Below are 17,593 nucleotides of genomic sequence, written 5' to 3' on the forward strand. Positions count from 1 at the left end.
CTGTCACCGGCCTAGCGGCAGGTGAGCGCCGAGTACGGCGCGGCGGCCGTCCTGGTGCCGTTCGCGTCCTTCGAGGCGACGCTCACCTCGCCCGCGGCGACCGAGGTCGCCCGGGTGGTGAAGGCGGCGGACACGGACTTGCCGGGAGCGACCCCGGTGAAGGTCCTGCTCCCCCACTGCGAGCCGACGGTCATCTCGACCGTGGAGCCGCTCGTGTTGGTCCCGGTCGCGGTGACCGTCACCTTGCCGGCGACGCAGCGGCTCGAGGCCGAGGCCGTCAGCGACGGTCCGGGAGGAGCCGTGGCGGTGATGGTGGCGATGGCCGGAGTCGCCGCCGAATTGGCGAGCTGTCCGCGCACCTGCACGGTGTCGCCGGCCTTCTTCAGCGAGCTGAGATCGGCCGTCTCCCACGTCACGGCGACCGTCTCGCGGTGGCCGTCCTTGAACGTCGCGCCCACCGTGGCGGGCAGGTCGACGGTGGTCGATCCGGCCTGCACGGTCCGCGCCACGGCGTCGATCGAGGTCACCAGGAGCGACGGGTTCCACTTCGCGGCCAGCGCGTCGCGCTCCTTCGCGGTGATGGAGACGACGGATCCGTGGCGGGGCGACGTCGGCAGCGAGAAGCTGCTGGGGATCGTCCACTGGATGTCGCCCTCGAGCGAGTTCGTGCCGAGCGGGATGTAGCCGCGTCCGCCGTAGTTGTCGGTCCAGAGGAAGTACTTGTACCCCGCCCGGTCGCCCTCGTTGGTCTTGAAGATCTCGGGACCCTCGACCTCCGGCGTTCCGGCGGTGCGGCCGATGCAGGTGTCGATCAGGCTCCACGCGCCGGAGGCGGTGGTGGCCCGCAGGTTCGTCGACTTCTGTCCGATGATGTCGGGCGAGGGGCAGCCGCTGGTCTCGGTCGCCTTCGTGAAGCGGTAGTAGGTGTCGCCGTCCTTGAGCATCGTGGCGTCGATCAGCCCGTTGCGGCTGTTGAGCGAGGGGACGTCGGCGGCCTTGAACCAGACCTCGGGGGTGGTGAACTCCCGGAAGTCGCGGGTGGTGGAGGTGAGGATCTGGGGTCCGTTGCCGTCCTCGACGTTGCGGGTGCTGTCGGTGAAGAGGGCCGAGGTCCAGTAGACGACGTACGCGTCGATGGTGGGGTCGTAGGTGGCCTCCGGCGCCCAGGTCATGCCCGCGTTCGGCAGGTTGACCTCGACGTGGCGCTGCTGGCCCCAGTTGACGAGGTCCGTGGACTCCCAGATCTCGAGGTAGCGGCTTCCGCGGTTGGTCGAGCCGCCGAATCCTGTGGTGCCGACGGAGAGGTCGGTGGCCATCAGGAAGAAGCGGTCGCCCTCCTTCGAGCGGAAGATGAACGGGTCGCGCAGGCCCTTCGTGCCCAGGGTCGAGGTGAGGATCGGCTGCGCGTCGTTCAGGGTCTTCCACTTGAGCGAGTCGTTGCCGTCGGAGGTCGCGAAGCGGATCTTCTCGCCCTCGATGCTGTCGCCGGTGAAGTACGCGAACAGGTACGCGTCGAGGTCGCTCGCGGCGACGGGGGCCGCGGCCGGAACGGTGCGCGTGAGGGTCCGGACGAGGGGCGTGGTGCCGGGGACGGTGATCGTCGCGGTGAGGGTGACGGTGGTGTCGGCGGACGGACGCGTGAGCGAGCCCTTCGCGACGACGTTCGGCGCAGTGCCCTTGTCGGCGGAGGTGATGACGGCCTCGTTCGACGAGGTCCAGGTCACCACGGCGCTGGCGCTGTTCGCGCGCGCGGCGGTGGTGGCGACGTCGGCTCCGGTCGAGGGCAGGTTCAGGCTGCCGCGCACTGGTCCGGCGAGGGCGGGATCGTTGGCGATGCCGTCGGCGACGGCCCGGGCGAGCTCGGCCTCGGCGCTGTCACCGGCGGCGTACGCCGGGACGGAGACGGTGGTCGCTCGGCCGACGACGGTGATGCCGCCGTGGACGGCGGTCGGGGTCAGCGTGACGGTGGCGTCCGGGCTGCCCGCGGCGGGCCGGGTGACGACGCCGCTGGTGCTGACGACGCCGGGGGCGCTCGACGTCCAGGTGATCGTGGAGCCGTTGGCGCCGGTCGTGGGGAGAGTGAGGTTCGAGGTGACGTTCGAGGTGTCACCGAGCGAGACGGCGGCGTCCTGGTTCGCGAGCACCGAGTGCACGGACGCGGCGCTCTGCTGCACCTGGCCGGCGGTGAGCGCGGAGGTCCAGACCTGCATGTCGTCGATGGCACCGGCCCAGTAGGCGTCCGCGCCGTAGAACGATTTGCCGAGGAAGCCGGAGAACGTGGACGTGCCGATCGCGGACGCGGCGGTGAAGGTCGTGCTGCCCTGGCCGACGAGAGCTCCGTCGAAGTAGGTCGAGACCGACTGGCCGCCCTTGACGACGACCGCCATGTGCACCCAGCGGTTCGCGGCGACCGGAGTGGTGCCTGCGGCCCGCACCTCGGAGCCGCTCTTGATCGCGCCGAAGCCGGCCGGTCCGCACTTCGTGGTGGAGAGGACGTGGGAGTCGACGCTGGAGCCGAGCGTGAAGGGCCAGGTGCAGTCCGGAGCACCGCTCCAGCGCAGCCAGGCGGACATCGTGACGTCCTGCGTGCCGGCGGGGATCAGGCCCGGGGCGATCCGGACGTGCGGCGCGGCCGACGTGCTCGATCCGCCCGGGAGCGAGAGAGCGCGGTCGGTGGAGGCGCCGGAGGGGCCCGCGACGCTGGTCGCGCCGGAGTTGATCAGGGTCCCGGGGTGGTTGCCCGGAGCGGAGTCGGCGACGACGGCTCCGTTGGCGAGCGTCGCGCCGATGCCGTCGAACGAGTACTGCAGCGCAGGAGCGGGGACGGTCTCTGCGGCGCCGGCGGCGCCGATCGGTCCGAGGACGCCGCCGAGGCAGGCGATGGCGAGCGTCAGCGCGGCGCCCGCTCGAGGGAGGCGTGAGCGCCGGGTGCGCTCCTGCCGGGGGGTTCGTGACATGGGGGGTCCTTCAGGTGAGGGGTGGAGGGGAGGTCGGGATCGCGGCGAAGCGCGACGGCGGACGCCCGAGGCGGAGGCCGGGGGGCTGGTGGGGAGCATTCGCGTGCGGGGATGCGAGCCGGGCCGTGGAGGCGGCGGCCGATCCCGCCGAACAGGGCGGGCCGGTCAGGCGGCGGGACAGCGCTCGCGATCGGCGGTCATCGCGAGGAGGCGGAAGCGGGATCGACGGCGGTGCCGGAGGTCATCGCGACGCTGGCGAGCGTCGGCGGACGGGGGGCGGAGATGTCGTCGTCATCGACGGTCCTCTCAGGTTCGTCATCGAACCGGTCGGTCGGAGTGGGATGTCGGGCGTGAGGACACGCTGACCACTTCAGGGGCCACAGTAGCGAGTTTTGTTAACGGTAACAATGGCGGAATTCTGCGGAAGTTCCGACGGTCGGCAGTGTGAGCGCTCTCTCCTTGCGAGCGCTGGGATCCGCCGTGCCGCACCCGGATCGGATCGCCCTCGTCCCGTCGAGCACCGCGCGGATCGGCCCTTGACACCGGCTGTCCGACCGGTCGATGGTTGTCCACGTCAACACCGGGCCGACTCCGGCTCAGCTCCCCATCGGAGCCCCGGTGCCGACACGCCCCGCGATCGAGCGGCCGGATCACCGTCCCGGCCGGCTCCGAACGCTCCTTCTGCCGCCGCCCGACCCGGTCGGACGCGGCCTCCTCCTGCGACCCCTCACACGCGTCCCCTCGGGGGCGCCGGATGTCTGCGAAAGGCACCCCTATGTCCCGGACAACGAAGTCCCACCCCTCCCGCCGCCTGATCGGAGCTCTGATCACGGCCGTCGTCGGAATCACGACGCTCGGCTTCAGCACGCCCGCCTCCGCGGCCACCGCCCCGGTCGGCCTCGGAGCGGCTCAGGAGATCCGCAACCAGCACAGCAGCATGTGCCTCGACGACTACGACTTCATCACTCAACCCGGCGCCGAGGTGCGCCAGTGGAGCTGCAGCGAGTCGAGCAATCAGCGCTGGCAGGTCACCGACCTGGGCACCGGCTACGCCGAGATCAAGAACACGTTCAGCAACCTCTGCCTCGACGACTTCGACTTCGGCACCACGCCCGGTGCGGAAGTGCGCCAGTGGAGCTGCAACGGCAGCACCGCGCAGCAGTGGCGGATCACCTCCGTCGGCGGGGGCTACGCCGAGATCGCCAACCGCCACAGCAACCTCTGCCTCGATGACAAGGACTTCGGCCAGCTCGACGGCTCCCCCGTCCAGCAGTGGACCTGCACCGGCTCCAAGGCGCAGCGCTGGGCCCTGACCGACCCGACCGTGCAGAAGATCACCTACACGCTGAACCGCTCGGCGACCCCGACCGCTGACGAGGCCGACGCCTACACCCGCATCACCGCCGCCATGGACCGCGCCGTGGCCCGCTACAACCGCCTCAACAACATCTCCCGCCACCTGACCGTCTCCTACAGCCCCGGCACGCCGACGGCCGACGCGAACATCTACGGTCAGATGCGCTTCGGCTCGAACCGCACCTACATGGTGGAGGGCACGGCGCTTCACGAGATGTCGCACACCGTGGGCGTGGGCACGTCGTCCGGCTTCACCTCCAACTGCCAGAACAACGGCTGGGTCTCCTCCCAGGCACTGCTGCGCACCTGGGACGGAGCGGGCGCGACCCTCAACTGCTCCGGGGTCCACTTCTACCCCTACGGCCTCAACTACAACACCGAGTTCAGCGAGCTGAACTTCGAGCGCCACACCAAGCTGGTGCAGTCCATGCTCAGTGACGGCATGTAGCCGTCACTCGAGGCACGCCCGAACGAGCACCCCGTCGCCCCTCGCGGGCGGCCGGTCCGGCGGGGAGGGGAACCAGAGCCCCCCTCCCCGCCGGCGCCGGATGCCCGGACGCCTCCATCCGGAGGCGCTGGGCAGCGGGGCGCTCGGGAGTCGAGGAGGGCCCCTCGACCGGGTGGTCGCAGCCGACGTGCCGGACGCCGCACCCTGGGGAGGGGGCGTCCGGCACGTCTTCCTCGTGTCCGCTCCGTCCGGTCCGCCGGACGCCACGGAGGCGCAGGACGGGCGGCCTCTGCGGGCGCTAGCGGTTCTGCTCGAGGGTGGTCGGAGCGGTCCGATCCGTGTCCGGCGCCTCGGTGCCGACGGGTTCCGCCCCTCCGCTCGCCGCGGCCTCCCGCAGGTACTGCGCCGACATCACGCGGTAGGAGCGGGTGAGCATCGCCGCGCCGGCCGCGATGATCATGACGACTCCGCCGACCAGGAACACCAGCGCGATCCCCCGGCCGATGCCGTCGCCGAGCAGCCCGCCGAACGCCGAGCGCCCGGACGGCGACTCCATGTACGGGATGAGCGCGAACTCGGCGATCGGGGCGATGAGGAACGACGTGATCGGAGCGGCGGCCGATTCGAACGCCGCCGCGAAGCCGAAGACGCGCCCCTGGGTCTCGAAGGGGACGACCTTCTGGATCACCGTCTGCTCCGCGGCCTCGACCGCCGGGATCAGGGTCATGTAGATCCAGATGCCGCCGGCGTAGAGCCACCACCAGTCGCGGAGGGTGAAGACCGCGCCGATCAGGCCCATCGCCATCACGAGCAGCAGCATCGTCCGGATCGGGTTCCTCCCGAGCCCGAACCTCGCGACGAGCAGACCGCCGATGACGAAGCCGGTCGCCGTCACTCCGAGCACCACGCCCCATAGCTCGACCGGGAACAGCTCGAGGCCGTACGGGTCCATCAGCGCCATGTAGACGCCGCCGATCAGGTTGTTGAACGTCGAGAAGACGATGAGCGCGAACAGCCCGGTCGCCGCCCGCACCGCGGTGATGCTGCCGCGCAGATCGATCAGCGGCGCCCTCTCCCCCGTCGGCGCGGGCCGGTCCTCCGGGATGCGCAGGAACAGGAGGTGCAGGAGCGCGGCGGCGGAGAGGCCGATCGAGATCACCAGCGTCCACCCCATGCCGAGCAGGCCGATGGCGAGCCCGCTGAAGACGCTCGTCACCACGAAGGCGAGGCCCTGGACCGTGCCGACGAGGCCGTTCGCGCGGGCGTGCCCCTCCACCGGGACCAGCAGGGTCACCGTCGTGGACAGGGCGATGTTGCGCATGTTCTCGATGACGGCGCCGAAGAGGATCGTTCCCGAGAACACCCAGAACCAGGGGGCGCGGAAGTCCAGGAGCGCCGCCTCGGGCAGCGCGAGGAAGAGACCGCCCGCGACGCCGAACGACACGAGCGTGACCGCCCCGGCGAAGACCATGACGCGGAACTTGCGGTGCCGGTCCACGATCGTGCCGAAGGCCATCGCGAAGACCGCGACGAGCAGCATGTAGGCGCCGCCGATGATCCCGGTCGCCAGGACGGAGCGCGTCTCGAGGTACACCCAGAACGTGAGCGCGAACCAGAGGAAGCTCGTCGTCACGTTCGCGACGGCGGTGTTGAGGAGGATCTGGTGGAAGTCGCGGAGCTTCGTCGAGGTGTCGGCGTCGGCTCCGGGCACGGGGGCGGTCGAGGACACGGCTTCCCTCCGCTCGCGACGGCGCCGTCGGTCCCGCGGCGGGAGTCGAGGGTCGTCGCAGCCACTGTAGGACCGCGCCGTCGGCGAGTCGAGAGGGGCCGGGCGTCCGGCGGGGATGCGCTGCCGCCTCCCGCGCGGACGCGGGCGCCGCCGCCCTCGCGACCCGGATCAGCGGGCCTCGGGGGCGGCGGCGCCGACGGGTCAGACGATGGCGGCGCGGAGGGCCGCGGCGGCCTCGCCGACGTCCGGGGCGCCGTAGATGGCCCCGCCCGCGACGGCCACGAGGGCGCCGGCGCGCTGCACCGACTCGATGGTGGCGGTGCTCACGCCGCCCGCGACCGAGAACGGCACGCCCGAGGACTCGCCGTCGCGCAGCAGGGTCTCGAAGGTGAAGCCCTCCTCCGCCTGCTCGTCCAGACCGGCGTGCATCTCGACGAACTCGGCGCCGAGGGCGACGACCTCGCGGGCGCGGGCGGCCTTGTCGGGCACGCCGATGAGGTCGACGACGACGCCCTTGCCGTGCTTCCTCCCGGCGGCGATCGCGCCGGCGATGGTGCTGTCGCCGGCGACGCCGAGGACCGTCACGAGGTCGGCGCCGGCCGCGAAGGCCATGTCGGCCTCGAGCTCGCCCGCGTCCATCGTCTTGAGGTCGGCGAAGACCGTCTTGTCGGGGTGCGCCTCCTTGATGGCGGTGATGGCGGAGAGGCCGGCGCTCTTGATGAGCGGGGTGCCCAGCTCGAGGATGTCGACGTGCGGGGCGGCGGCAGCGGCGAGCTCGAGGGCGGCGTCGGTGCTGAGGGTGTCCATGGCGAACTGGAGCTTCACGGGGTTCTTCTTCCTGTCGGGGTGGGGAGTCGGGTCATTCGAGGTTCGCGTGGCGCGGCCAGAGCTCGTCGGCGCTGTCGCCGCGGCGCTGCCAGAGCGCGTGGAACAGGGCGTCGCCGGTGAGCACGACGACCTGCTCGAAGAGCCCGCCGGAGTACTGCGCCGAGGCGGCCCCGGAGCGGTCGAGCTTGTCGGCGGCGGGCACGACCACCACGGCGGAGGCGAGCCCGGCCAGCGGGGAGTCGGCGGCGGTCGTGATCGCCGCGACCCGCGCTCCGGCGTCGACGGCGGCCTGCGCGGCGCGGACGATGCCCCCGGTGGTGCCGGAGCCGCTCGCGGTGAGCAGCACGTCGCCGCCGCGGATCGCCGGGGTCGTCACGTCGCCGACCACGTGCACGACGAGTCCGAGGTGCATGAGGCGCATGGCGGTCATCCGCAGGGCGAGGCCGGAGCGGCCGGCGCCGTGGACGAAGACGCGGTCGGCACCGGCGAGCAGCTCGAGGACGGGCTCGAGCCGGTCGGTCGTCAGCGAGGCGGTCGCGGCGGACACCTCGGCGGCGATCACGGCGAGCGCCTCTGCGGGGTCGGTGGTGCGGTCGTCAGCGGGCATGGGTCCACAGTGCGCCCGGCGACCGGATCCGCGCGCCACCTGATCGAGGAGGCCCACCTACCCGATCGGGTGGGCGGTGCCACTCGCGGGTAGGACGGGTAGGTTCGGAGGATGGATCCCGCCGAGTCCCCCGCCTCCCGCACCCTGCTGCAGCAGCACGCCCGCACGGTGGCCGAGCAGGCCGACCGGCACGCGGTGGCGCTGGAGTCGGTGCTCGCCGCCCTGCGCGCCGAGCGCCTCGACGACCGTGCGGCCCGCACCGTCGCGATCGACATCGCCGCGAACGCCCTGGTCGAGCTGCGCACCGCCTCGGACGAGCAGCGCAGCGCGATGCTGGAGCCCGTCGTGGGCGCGTTCGCGCGGCTCCGGAGCGACCTGCGCCCGCTCGTGCGCTTCGGCGACCTCGATGTGCAGTTCGTCGAGCCGCCCGCCACCGGGCGCGCCCTCCCCGGCGAGGTGGCGCACGCGGCCCGCGCGATCGTGCGGAGCGCCGTGCTGGCGTTCGTGGAGTCGGAGCAGACGCGCCGGGTGCGGATCCAGTGGGACTGCGACGGGCTCAACCTGCTCATCGAGATCCGCGACGACGGCCGGGGCGAGCTGACGACCCGCGACGACGCCCTGCGCCCGATCGCCGAGCGCGTGCGCGGGCTCGACGGGGAGCTCTCGGTCGCGTCGACCGCGGGCTGGGGGTCGACCCTGTCGATCCGCCTCCCCCTCGATCCGCCGGCGCAGCCCGACGGGCTCGACCTCGCCGAGCTCAGTGCGCGCGAGCGGGAGGTGCTGAACCTGATCACGCTCGGCGCCTCGAACCAGCGGATCGCGGACGACCTCGGCATCAGCGGCAACACGGTGAAGTTCCACGTGTCGAACCTGCTGCGCAAGGCCGGGGCCCGCACCCGGGCAGAGCTGGCGGCGCTGGCGCGCTGATCGATCCGGGTGCCCCGTCCTGGCAGAGCCGCCCTCGCAGTGCCGCCCCTGGACGCACGGACGGGCCGCGGCGGCCGCCGAGGGTCTCCCCCTCTGCGGCGCCGCGGCCCGTCCGGCCGATCAGCGCGCCCCGATCACTCGCTCCGGAGCAGCCCGAAGCGGAACCGGCCGGAACCGTCGAGCGTGTCGTCGATGCCCGAGATCGTGGAGGAGGCGATGACGGTCTCCGTGCCCTCGAGGAGCGGCACGGTGATCGCCTTCTCCGCCGCGAGGCGCTGCGCCTCCTCGATCGCCGCGGTGCGCTCGTCGCCGGGGGCCAGGCTCCGCTCGCGCAGCACGACCTCGTTGTAGGCGTCGTCCTTCACGGCGGCGCCGAGGATGGAGGGGGCCTCGTCGGTGCCGTAGAGCAGGTTCAGGTAGTTGTCCGAGTCCGGGTAGTCCGCGAACCAGCCCTGCTGGTAGAGCGGGTAGGAGGTCGACTTCTCCTTCACGTACTGCGTCCACTCCGTCGACTGCAGGTCGACCGTGAACAGCCCGCTGCGCTCGAGCTGGTTCTTGATGAGCGCGTACTCGTCCGAGGTGCTGGAGCCGTAGTGGTCGGTGTTGTACTGCAGCTTGAGATCGACGGGACCGGTGATCCCGGCGGCCTGGAGCGCGGCGGCGGCCTCGTCCGCGCTGGGACCGCCGCTCCCGTCGCCGAAGGCCTGCTCGTACGCCGGCGTCGATCCGGTCAGGGCGCTGGGGACGATCGAGTAGACCGGCGCGTAGGTGCCCTTGTAGACCTGGTCCGACAGCTCGTCGCGGTCGATCAGGTCGGCGACGGCGGTGCGGACGGCGAGCGCCTTGTCGGCGTCGGCCTCGGGGGTCGCGGAGCCGTAGGGCATGGTCTCGGGGTTGAAGACCAGGAAGCGCATCTCCGCGCCGGGACCGGAGTGCACCGTCAGGCCCTCCTCGCCGCGGAGGTCCTCCGTGTCGGTCGCGTTCAGCGTGCGGTAGGCGACCGCGATCTCACCGCGCTGGATGTCGAGCTTGAGGTTGCTCTCGTCCGCGTAGTAGCGGACGATCACCGACTCGTTGGCGGCGGCGCCGAGGAGGCCGTCGTAGGAGTCGTTGCGGGTGAGCTGCACGAGCGAGTTCAGCTTGTAGCTCGTGATGGAGTACTGCCCGCTGAAGGCGTCGCCGGCGACGATGTCGTCGTCGGTGGTGAGGGAGTCGGCCGAGAAGACGTCCTCGTCGACGATCGCGGCGGCGGGGCTGGTGAGGATCTGGGGCCAGAGGGCGTTGTCCGGGGTGGCCAGTGTGAAGACGACGGTGGAGTCGTCCTCCGCCTCGACCGAGACCATGTCCGAGAGCAGCGACGAGGGGCCGTTCGGAGCGGCGATCGCCACCTGGCGCTCGAAGGTGAAGACCACGTCCGAGGCGGTGAGCGGATTGCCGTTGGCGAAGGCGGCGTCCTCGCGCAGGGCGACGCGGTAGTGGGTGGGGTCGGTGAACTCGGCCGAGGCCGCGAGGTCCGGCACGGGATCCGTCGATCCGGGGGCGGAGGTCAGCAGCCAGGAGAAGACCTGGTTCTGCAGCGTCGCCGAGCCGAGATCCCAGGAGCCGGCGGGATCCAGGGCGGTGACCTTGTCCGTGGTCCCCAGGAGGATCCCGGGGGGCGCCTGGGCGCCGGTGGTGCCCGGCGAGCAGGCGGTGAGGGCGACGGCCATCGCCGCACCGGCGACGAGGGGAGCCAGTACTCGGGATCTCATGGGGAACTCCTTGCGGGTCAGCCGTGCGGCGGGGATGAGGGAGGGACGCCGGGGCGCTGGGTCCATGGTGCCGAGGGAGCGTGCATCCGGCGTCGAGTAGTCGTCGGGGTCTGCGGCCGCTCGCTTCGACAACTGTCGCACCGCGCTCCGGCGCCGCGCCCGGCCGGGAGGGCCCGGGTTCGACGTCTGCTGTGCCCCGGGCCCTCCGCCCTCGCCACCTGTCCATGGCCGCCGACCCTCCGCGTCGTCAGAGTGGAGACCTCACGGTTCCGCGCGGGTCGGACCGGGAGAGAGAGGTCGCGGTGCGCGAGAACGTCGACACGGTCGTCATCGGAGGAGGCGCGATGGGCTCCGCCACCGCCTGGCAGCTGGCCCAGCGCGGCACGGACGTGGTGCTCCTCGAGCAGTTCGGCCCCGGCCACGAGAACGGCGCGTCCCACGGCCGCACCCGGAACTTCAACGAGGCCTACGCCGCCGACGACTACCTCGACCTCCTCGGCGAGGCCTCCCGCCTCTGGGACCGGCTGAGCGTCGAGGAGGGCACGCCGCTGCTCGACCGGGTCGGCCTCGTGAACCTCGGACCCGTCGGACCCCTCCGCGCGGTCCGGGAGGCGCACCGCGCCCACGGCGTCGCGAGCGAGCTGATCTCCGCCGCCGAGGCCCGCGACCGCTGGCCGGCGCTCCGCTTCGAGAGCGAGGTGCTGCACGTCCCCAGCAGCGGACGCGTCCGCGCCGCCGACGCTCTGCTCGCGCTGCGAGCCGGCGCTGAGCGCCGCGGCGCCCGCTTCCGCTACGACACCCCCGTCCGCGGGATCGACGTCGTCGGACCGGACACCGTGATCGTGACGACCGACGACACCGAGTACCGCGCCCGACGGGTCGTCGTCACCGCGGGAGCGTGGACGCAGCCCCTCCTCGCCGGGCTCGTGCCGCTGCGCCCCCTCCGGGTCTCGGAGGAGCACCCCGCGCACTTCCGGCTCCGCATGCCCGACGCGGCGTGGCCGAGCTTCAACCACACGCCCGACCCCGACCGCGCCGACCACGCGTACTTCCTCAGCCCCGTCTACGGCATGCTCACGCCGGGCGAGGGCCTGAAGGTCGGCTGGCACGGAGTGGGCAGGAGCGTCGATCCGGACGCCCGCACCCGCCGGCCGGTCGCCGAGCAGCTCGCGGCCCTCCGCCGCTACGTGGCGGAGTGGATCCCGGGCGCCGACGCGGAGGTCTGCGACGTCATCAGCTGCACGTACACGATGACCCGCAACGAGGACTTCATCCTCGACCGCAGCGGGCCGATCGTCGTCGGAGCGGGCTTCTCCGGCCACGGGTTCAAGTTCACCCCGGCGATCGGGCGGGTCCTCGCGGACCTGTCCGAGGGCGTCGCCGCCCCCCGCCGCTTCGCCGCGACGGCGCGTCCGGTGCTCGCGGGTCCGGTCCTGTAGAGCGGACGGCCTGCGGACCGGGCGCGCACCGGGGCGGACGCCCGCCCGACCGACCCTTGCCGGAGCGGACGCCTGCCCGACCGGACGCCTATCCGACCGGACGCGCACCCGAGCCGCCGCCTGCCCGAGCGGAGGCGCGCCGAAGCGGGCGCCCACAGGAACGGACGCCCGCTGAGCCGGACCGGGTGCCGCCCGGTCCGACCCGCCGTCAGCTCGCAGCCGCCAGATCGTCCCGGCTGGCGGCGGCCAGCGCCTCCCGGGCCGCGCGCTGGAGCGCGGGATCCGGCACGGGGAGCGACGCCAGGAGCCTCTGCGTGTACGCCTCGCGGGGCGAGCGGAGCACCTCGGCGGTCGACCCCTGCTCCACGACCGCGCCCTGCCGCAGGACGACCACCCGGCCGGCCACGCGGTCGACGACGGCGAGGTCGTGGCTGACGAAGAGGCAGCCGAAGCCGAGCGCGCCCTGCAGCTCGGCGAACAGCTCGAGCACGGTCGCCTGCACGGAGACGTCGAGCGCGCTGGTCGGCTCGTCGGCGATGAGCAGGCGCGGGCGCAGCGCGATGGCCCGGGCGAGCGAGGCCCGCTGCCGCTGCCCGCCGGAGAGCTCGTGGGGGAAGCGGTCGGCGAAGGCGCGGGGCAGGCGGACCGCGTCGAGCAGATCCAGGACCTCCTCGCGCACGCCGGCGGCCGACTCCGCGCGCCCGTGGATGACGAACGGCTCGGCGATGCACTCGCCGATGGTCAGGAACGGGTTGAAGCTGGTCGCCGGATCCTGGAAGACGAAGCCGAGGTCGGCGCGCGCGGCGGCACCGAGGGAGGCGCGGCGCCCGACGAGCTCGGAGCCGAGGACCCGGAGCGAGCCGCCGGTCGCGGGGACCAGCCCGGCGATCGTCCGGGCGAGCGTCGTCTTGCCCGAGCCCGACTCCCCCACGAGGCCCAGGACCTCGCCGGGGGCGAGCGTCAGCGAGAGGTCGGCGATCGCCGTGAAGGAGGGCTTGCCCAGGCGCCCCGGGTAGACGATCTCGAGCCGCTCCGCCACGACGAGCGGCTCGCTTCCCGGAGCGGGCTCGGGCCCCGCAGCGCCGGGCGCGCCGATCCGCGGGACCGCGGCCAGGAGCGAGCGGGTGTACTCGTGCTGCGGAGCGGAGAACAGCGACTGCACGTCCGCGGTCTCGACGATCCGGCCGCCGTTCATCACGATCACGCGGTCGGCCAGGTCGGCGACGACCCCCATGTTGTGCGTGATGAGGAGCATCGACCCGCCGAGATCGCGCCGCAGCGTGCGCAGGAGCTCGAGGATCTCGGCCTGCACGGTCACGTCCAGCGCGGTCGTCGGCTCGTCGGCCACGATCAGCGGGGCGCCCTGGATCAGCGCCATCGCGATCACGATCCGCTGCTTCTGCCCGCCCGAGAACTGGTGCGGGTAGTCGTCGATCCGCCGCTCGGGATCGGGGATGCCGACGGTCCGGAGGATCCGGACGGCCTCGGCCCGCGCCTCGCGGCGGCCGAGGGAGGTGTGCGCGCGGAGCCCCTCGACGATCTGCCAGCCCACGGTGAAGACCGGGTTGAGCGCGGTCGACGGCTCCTGGAACACCATCGCCGCCGCCGCTCCCCGCAGCCGCCGCATCGTCTTCTCGGGGGCGCCGACGATCTCGACGTCGCTCCCGCCGTGGCGGAGGCGGATGCTGCCGGAGACGACGGCCGATTCCGGCAGCAGCCCGAGGACCGCCTTGCCGGTGACGGTCTTGCCCGAGCCCGACTCCCCCACGAGGGCGACGATCTCCCCCGGCGCGACGTCGAGGTCGACGCCCTCGAGCGCCTGGACCGGGCCGTGGTCGGTGTCGAAGACGACGCGGAGGTCGCGGATGCTCAGTACGGCGGTCATCGCCGGGCCTTTCTCTGGCTGCGGCGGCGGACGCGCAGGCGGGGGTCGGACAGGTCGTTGAGGCTCTCGCCGACGAGGGTGATCCCGAGCACGACGATCATGATCGCGGCACCGGGAGCGACGCAGGTCCACCAGATCCCGCTCGTGACGTCCTGCACCGAGCGGTTGAGGTCGTAGCCCCACTCGGCGGCGGAGGTGGGCTCGATGCCGAAGCCGAGGAAGCCGAGGCCGGCCAGCGTCATGATCGCCTCGGAGGCGTTCAGCGTGATGATCACGGGCAGGGTGCGGGTGGAGTTGCGGAGCACGTGGCGGATCAGGATCCGCCGGTCTCGCGCGCCCATCACGCGCGCCGACTCCACGAAGGACTCGGAGACGACCCGGAGCACCTCCGCCCTGACCACCCGGAAGTACTGCGGCACGAAGACGACGGTGATCGACATCGCCGCGGCGAGGACCCCGCCCCACAGGCTCGACTGGCCGCCCGAGATCACGATCGACAGGACGATCGCGAGCAGGAGGCTCGGGAAGGCGTACACGGCGTCGGCGACGACCACGAGGATCCGGTCGAGCCAGCCGCCGACGTAGCCCGACACCGCGCCGAGCAGCACGCCCGCCGCGACCGAGGTCAGGAGCGACAGGGCGATCACCTGGACCGCGGTCCGCGCTCCCCACAGGGTGCGCGAGAGGACGTCGTAGCCGCCGACCGTGGTGCCCAGGAGGTGCTGCCCGCCGGGCGGCTGCTGCGCGCCGAAGTTGCGGCCGTCGACGGCGAGCTGGTCGTAGCCGAACGGGGCCAGCAGCGGCGCGCACGCGGCGACGATCACGAGGGCGCCGACCAGCGCGAGTCCGATCAGGAGCATCGCCCGCTGGGACCCTGCGCTGCTGCGCACCTGCGCGACGAGGGGGAGGCGGTCCCGCAGCGGACGCGGCGGAGCGGAGACGGTCGTCATGTCAGAACCTCACTCGGGGATCGATCAGGGCGGCGAGGACGTCCACCACGAAGTTCGTGACGGCGACGATGATGGCGAGCACCGCGACGATCCCCTGCACGGCGACGAAGTCGCGGGCGGCGAGGTACTGGCCGAGCATGAAGCCCAGCCCGCGCCACTCGAACGTGGTCTCGGTGAGGACCGCACCGCCCAGGAGCATCGCGATCTGCATGCCGATGACGGTGATGATCGGGATGAGTGCGGGCCGGAAGGCGTGGCGGGAGACGAGCCTCCCCTCCGAGACCCCGCGGGAGCGGCCGGCCTCGACGTAGCCCGCCTGCAGGGTGCCGATCATGTTGGTGCGCACGAGGCGGAGGAAGGTGCCCGCGGTGAGCAGGCCGAGCGTGAGGCCCGGGAGCACCGCGTGGGCGAGCACGTCGGTCACCGCGGAGCTGCTCCCGGAGCGCAGCGCGTCGACGAGGAAGAGCCCGGTCGGCTGCTGCAGCGTCGTGAGCATCAGCTCCGTCCCGGTGCTCGAGCGGCCCGCCGTGGGCACCACGTCGAGGACGACGCCGAAGACGAGCTTGAGCAGGAGCCCGGCGAAGAAGACGGGGGTCGCGTAGCTGAGGATCGCGAGGACCCGCAGGACGATGTCGGGCATCCGGTCCCGCTTGCGGGCGGCGATCGCGCCGAGCGGCACGCCGACGACCAGGGCGACCAGGAGCGCGTAGACGGCGAGCTCGAAGGTGGCGGCGCCGTACACGGCGAGGACCTCGGTGACCGGGCGGTTGTCGCTGATGGTGGTGCCGAAGTCGCCGCGCAGGACGCCCCCGAGGTACTCGACGTACTGCACGAGCACGGGGCGGTCGTAGCCGGCGGCCGCCACCCGGGCGGCCAGCTCGGCCCCGGAGAGCCGTCCGCCGAGGGCGGCGGTGATCGGATCGCCGGTCAGGCGCATCAGGAAGAAGACCATCGTGACGAGGATGAGCACCGTCGGGACGATCAGCAGGAAGCGGAGGAAGAGATAGCGCAGGAGGGGGTTCGAGGCGCTCTTCACGCCGCGACGCCCGGGGAGGACGAGGGGCAGTGAGACGGACACGGGGCTCCTTCCGGCAGGGCCGGTCGCTCCGGCCCGTCTCACGCTAGGGAGTGGGTCCCGCGCTCCTCGCCGTCAGGATTCGCGTTCTCGGAGCGGCCGTTCCGACAGCTGTCTGAACGGCTCCGGAGCGCCTCGCGCGCTCACCTGCGCGCGGGAAGAGGGGACTGCGGCTTGGTCACTCCGTAGGCGAAGGAGGTCTCGATCGAGGCCAGGGCGGGGATCATCCGGATCCTCGTGCGCACCAGCGTCTCGTACCCCTCGAGGTCCTCGACGGCGATCTTGAGGAGGAAGTCGCTGTCGCCCGCCATGAGGTACGCCTCCGTCACGTGGGGGATCCCGCGGATGGCCGTCTCGACCTGCTCGACGATCTCGGGGCTGTGGCTCTCGAGGCGCAGGCGCACGAAGGCGGTGATGGCCAGGCCCACCGCGCGGGGGTCGACGACGGCGCGGTAGCCGATCAGCACGCCGTCCTCCTCGAGCCGGCGCACGCGGCGCAGGCACGGTGAGGGCGAGAGGCCCACCCGGTCGGCGAGGTCCTGGTTGCTGAGCCGGCCGTCCTGCTGGAGCTCCTGCAGGATGCGCATGTCGATGTCGTCCATACCGCCGATCCTGGCAGATCCTGCCGCTACCACCGGATTCCGCGCTCGGATCCGCAATCGCCCGCCTCCTCCCCGGACCTAGCCTCGGAGGGTCGGCATCCACCGGCCCCGCCGAGAGGACCGCCATGACCAGATCCGCCCTCACCGGGACCGTCGCGATGATCGCGACCGTGGCCACCTGGGCCGGATTCGCCCTGAGCATCCGCGGGATCGGCGGGTCGGGCCTCACCACGGTCGACGTCGCGCTCCTGCGCTTCGGGATCCCGCTGCTGGTGCTGGCACCGGCGCTCCCCGGAGCGTTCCGGGCGATCCGGCGCGAATCGCCGCTCACCCTCGCCTGCCTCGCGGTCGGCGCCGGGCTGCCCTACTTCCTCACGGCCGCCGCGGGCGGGAGCCTGACGAGCGCGGCGCTCGTGGGCCTGGTGATCCCCGGCTCGGTGCCGGTCTTCGTCGGTCTGCTCGCGCTCCTGCTGATGCGCGAGCGCCCGAGCGGCGCCCGCCTGGCCGGACTGGGCGCGATCGTCGTCGGCGTCGTCGTCATCGTGGTGCTCACCTCTGCGGCGTCGGTCGCCCTGGGCATCGGCATCCTGCTCGCCGCCGGGATCCTCTGGGCCGTGTACACGCTGGGCCTCCGGCGGACCCGGCTGACCCCGGTCGCGGTGCTCCTGGTGGTCTGCGCCCCCTCCTTCCTCCTGAGCCTCGTCGCGGCGGTCAGCGGCGCCCTGCCCTCCACCCTGTTCTCGGGGTCGGCCGATCCGAGTGCCGTCGCGGTGTTCGGCCTCGTCCAGGGCGTCGGCGTCGGGATCGTCGCCGCGCTCGCCTACACCGTCGCCGTCCGATCCCTGGGCGCGGGCCGCGCCGCGGCCTTCGGGTCGCTGAGCCCCGTCGTCACCGCCCTGGTCGCGCTGCCGCTCTTCGGCGAGACGCTGCCGGCGAGCGAGATCGTCGGCCTCGCCCTGATCGTGCTCGGCGTGATCGTCGCGAGCACGGCGCGCCGCCCGAGCAGGAGGCGCTCCGCGTCGTGGACGGCGTCCATCAC

Annotated in this window: 13 protein-coding genes; 4 read left to right on the plus strand and 9 right to left on the minus strand. The window is 72.6% G+C overall.

Going from position 1 to position 17,593, the window contains the following annotated elements; all coding sequences use genetic code 11:
- Positions 1-11: 11 nt before the first annotated feature.
- Positions 12-2,957: an immunoglobulin-like domain-containing protein gene (locus tag C5C39_RS13875; protein ID WP_104353646.1), complete on the minus strand. Its 2,946-nt coding sequence runs from the start codon at positions 2,955-2,957 to the stop codon at positions 12-14.
- A 775-nt stretch (positions 2,958-3,732) separates the two neighbouring features.
- Between C5C39_RS13875 and C5C39_RS13880 the strand changes: the two genes are divergently transcribed.
- Entirely contained in the window at positions 3,733-4,761 is a 1,029-nt protein-coding gene (locus C5C39_RS13880; protein WP_181136396.1) for an RICIN domain-containing protein, read from the plus strand.
- Positions 4,762-5,059: 298 nt separating this feature from the next.
- Here the strand turns inward: C5C39_RS13880 and C5C39_RS13885 are convergent, their stop codons facing one another.
- From C5C39_RS13885 to hxlB, 3 genes are all read right to left on the minus strand, one after another.
- Positions 5,060-6,490, minus strand: coding sequence for an MFS transporter (locus C5C39_RS13885; RefSeq protein ID WP_104353648.1), 1,431 nt, complete (start codon positions 6,488-6,490; stop codon positions 5,060-5,062).
- Between the two features lie 201 nt (positions 6,491-6,691).
- Positions 6,692-7,315 carry a 3-hexulose-6-phosphate synthase gene (gene hxlA, locus C5C39_RS13890; RefSeq protein ID WP_104224387.1) on the minus strand — a complete coding sequence of 208 codons (624 nt, stop codon included), beginning with the start codon at positions 7,313-7,315 and terminating at the stop codon, positions 6,692-6,694.
- A 34-nt stretch (positions 7,316-7,349) separates the two neighbouring features.
- Positions 7,350-7,925, minus strand: a complete 576-nt coding sequence (gene hxlB / locus C5C39_RS13895; RefSeq protein WP_104249685.1) for a 6-phospho-3-hexuloisomerase — start codon at positions 7,923-7,925, stop codon at positions 7,350-7,352.
- A gap of 111 nt (positions 7,926-8,036) precedes the next feature.
- On the opposite strand from hxlB, the gene C5C39_RS13900 reads away from it, so the two are divergent.
- Positions 8,037-8,852 carry a response regulator transcription factor family protein gene (locus C5C39_RS13900; protein WP_104239653.1) on the plus strand — a complete coding sequence of 272 codons (816 nt, stop codon included), beginning with the start codon at positions 8,037-8,039 and terminating at the stop codon, positions 8,850-8,852.
- Positions 8,853-8,986: 134 nt separating this feature from the next.
- On the opposite strand, the gene C5C39_RS13905 is transcribed toward C5C39_RS13900, so the two are convergent.
- Complete coding sequence (locus C5C39_RS13905) at positions 8,987-10,603, minus strand: ABC transporter substrate-binding protein (protein ID WP_104353649.1); 1,617 nt, start codon at positions 10,601-10,603, stop codon at positions 8,987-8,989.
- 302 nt (positions 10,604-10,905) lie between these two features.
- Between C5C39_RS13905 and C5C39_RS13910 the strand changes: the two genes are divergently transcribed.
- Complete coding sequence (locus tag C5C39_RS13910; RefSeq protein WP_258075842.1) at positions 10,906-12,042, plus strand: FAD-dependent oxidoreductase; 1,137 nt, start codon at positions 10,906-10,908, stop codon at positions 12,040-12,042.
- A 208-nt stretch (positions 12,043-12,250) separates the two neighbouring features.
- Here C5C39_RS13910 and C5C39_RS13915 read toward each other — a convergent pair whose 3' ends face one another.
- The 4 genes from C5C39_RS13915 to C5C39_RS13930 all read right to left on the minus strand — a co-directional run bounded on the left by C5C39_RS13915 (position 12,251) and on the right by C5C39_RS13930 (position 16,554).
- Entirely contained in the window at positions 12,251-13,927 is a 1,677-nt protein-coding gene (locus tag C5C39_RS13915; protein ID WP_104353650.1) for an ABC transporter ATP-binding protein, read from the minus strand.
- The gene (locus C5C39_RS13920; protein ID WP_104282518.1) at positions 13,924-14,877 is read right to left on the minus strand and encodes an ABC transporter permease; all 954 of its coding nucleotides are present in this window, start codon (positions 14,875-14,877) and stop codon (positions 13,924-13,926) included. Before C5C39_RS13920 ends, C5C39_RS13915 begins: the two co-directional genes overlap by 4 nt.
- A 1-nt stretch (position 14,878) precedes the next feature.
- A complete protein-coding gene (locus C5C39_RS13925) occupies positions 14,879-15,913 on the minus strand; it encodes an ABC transporter permease (RefSeq protein WP_374953705.1) in 1,035 nt (344 codons plus the stop codon).
- A 182-nt stretch (positions 15,914-16,095) separates the two neighbouring features.
- The gene (locus tag C5C39_RS13930; protein ID WP_104282519.1) at positions 16,096-16,554 is read right to left on the minus strand and encodes an Lrp/AsnC family transcriptional regulator; all 459 of its coding nucleotides are present in this window, start codon (positions 16,552-16,554) and stop codon (positions 16,096-16,098) included.
- Positions 16,555-16,679: 125 nt separating this feature from the next.
- Between C5C39_RS13930 and C5C39_RS13935 the strand changes: the two genes are divergently transcribed.
- Positions 16,680-17,593, plus strand: a 914-nt coding sequence (locus C5C39_RS13935) for a DMT family transporter (RefSeq protein WP_104353651.1), incomplete at its 3' end; no start/stop codon positions are given.

It is taken from the genome of Rathayibacter sp. AY1F3, from assembly GCF_002931975.1.
Taxonomy (GTDB): Bacteria; Actinomycetota; Actinomycetes; order Actinomycetales; family Microbacteriaceae; genus Rathayibacter.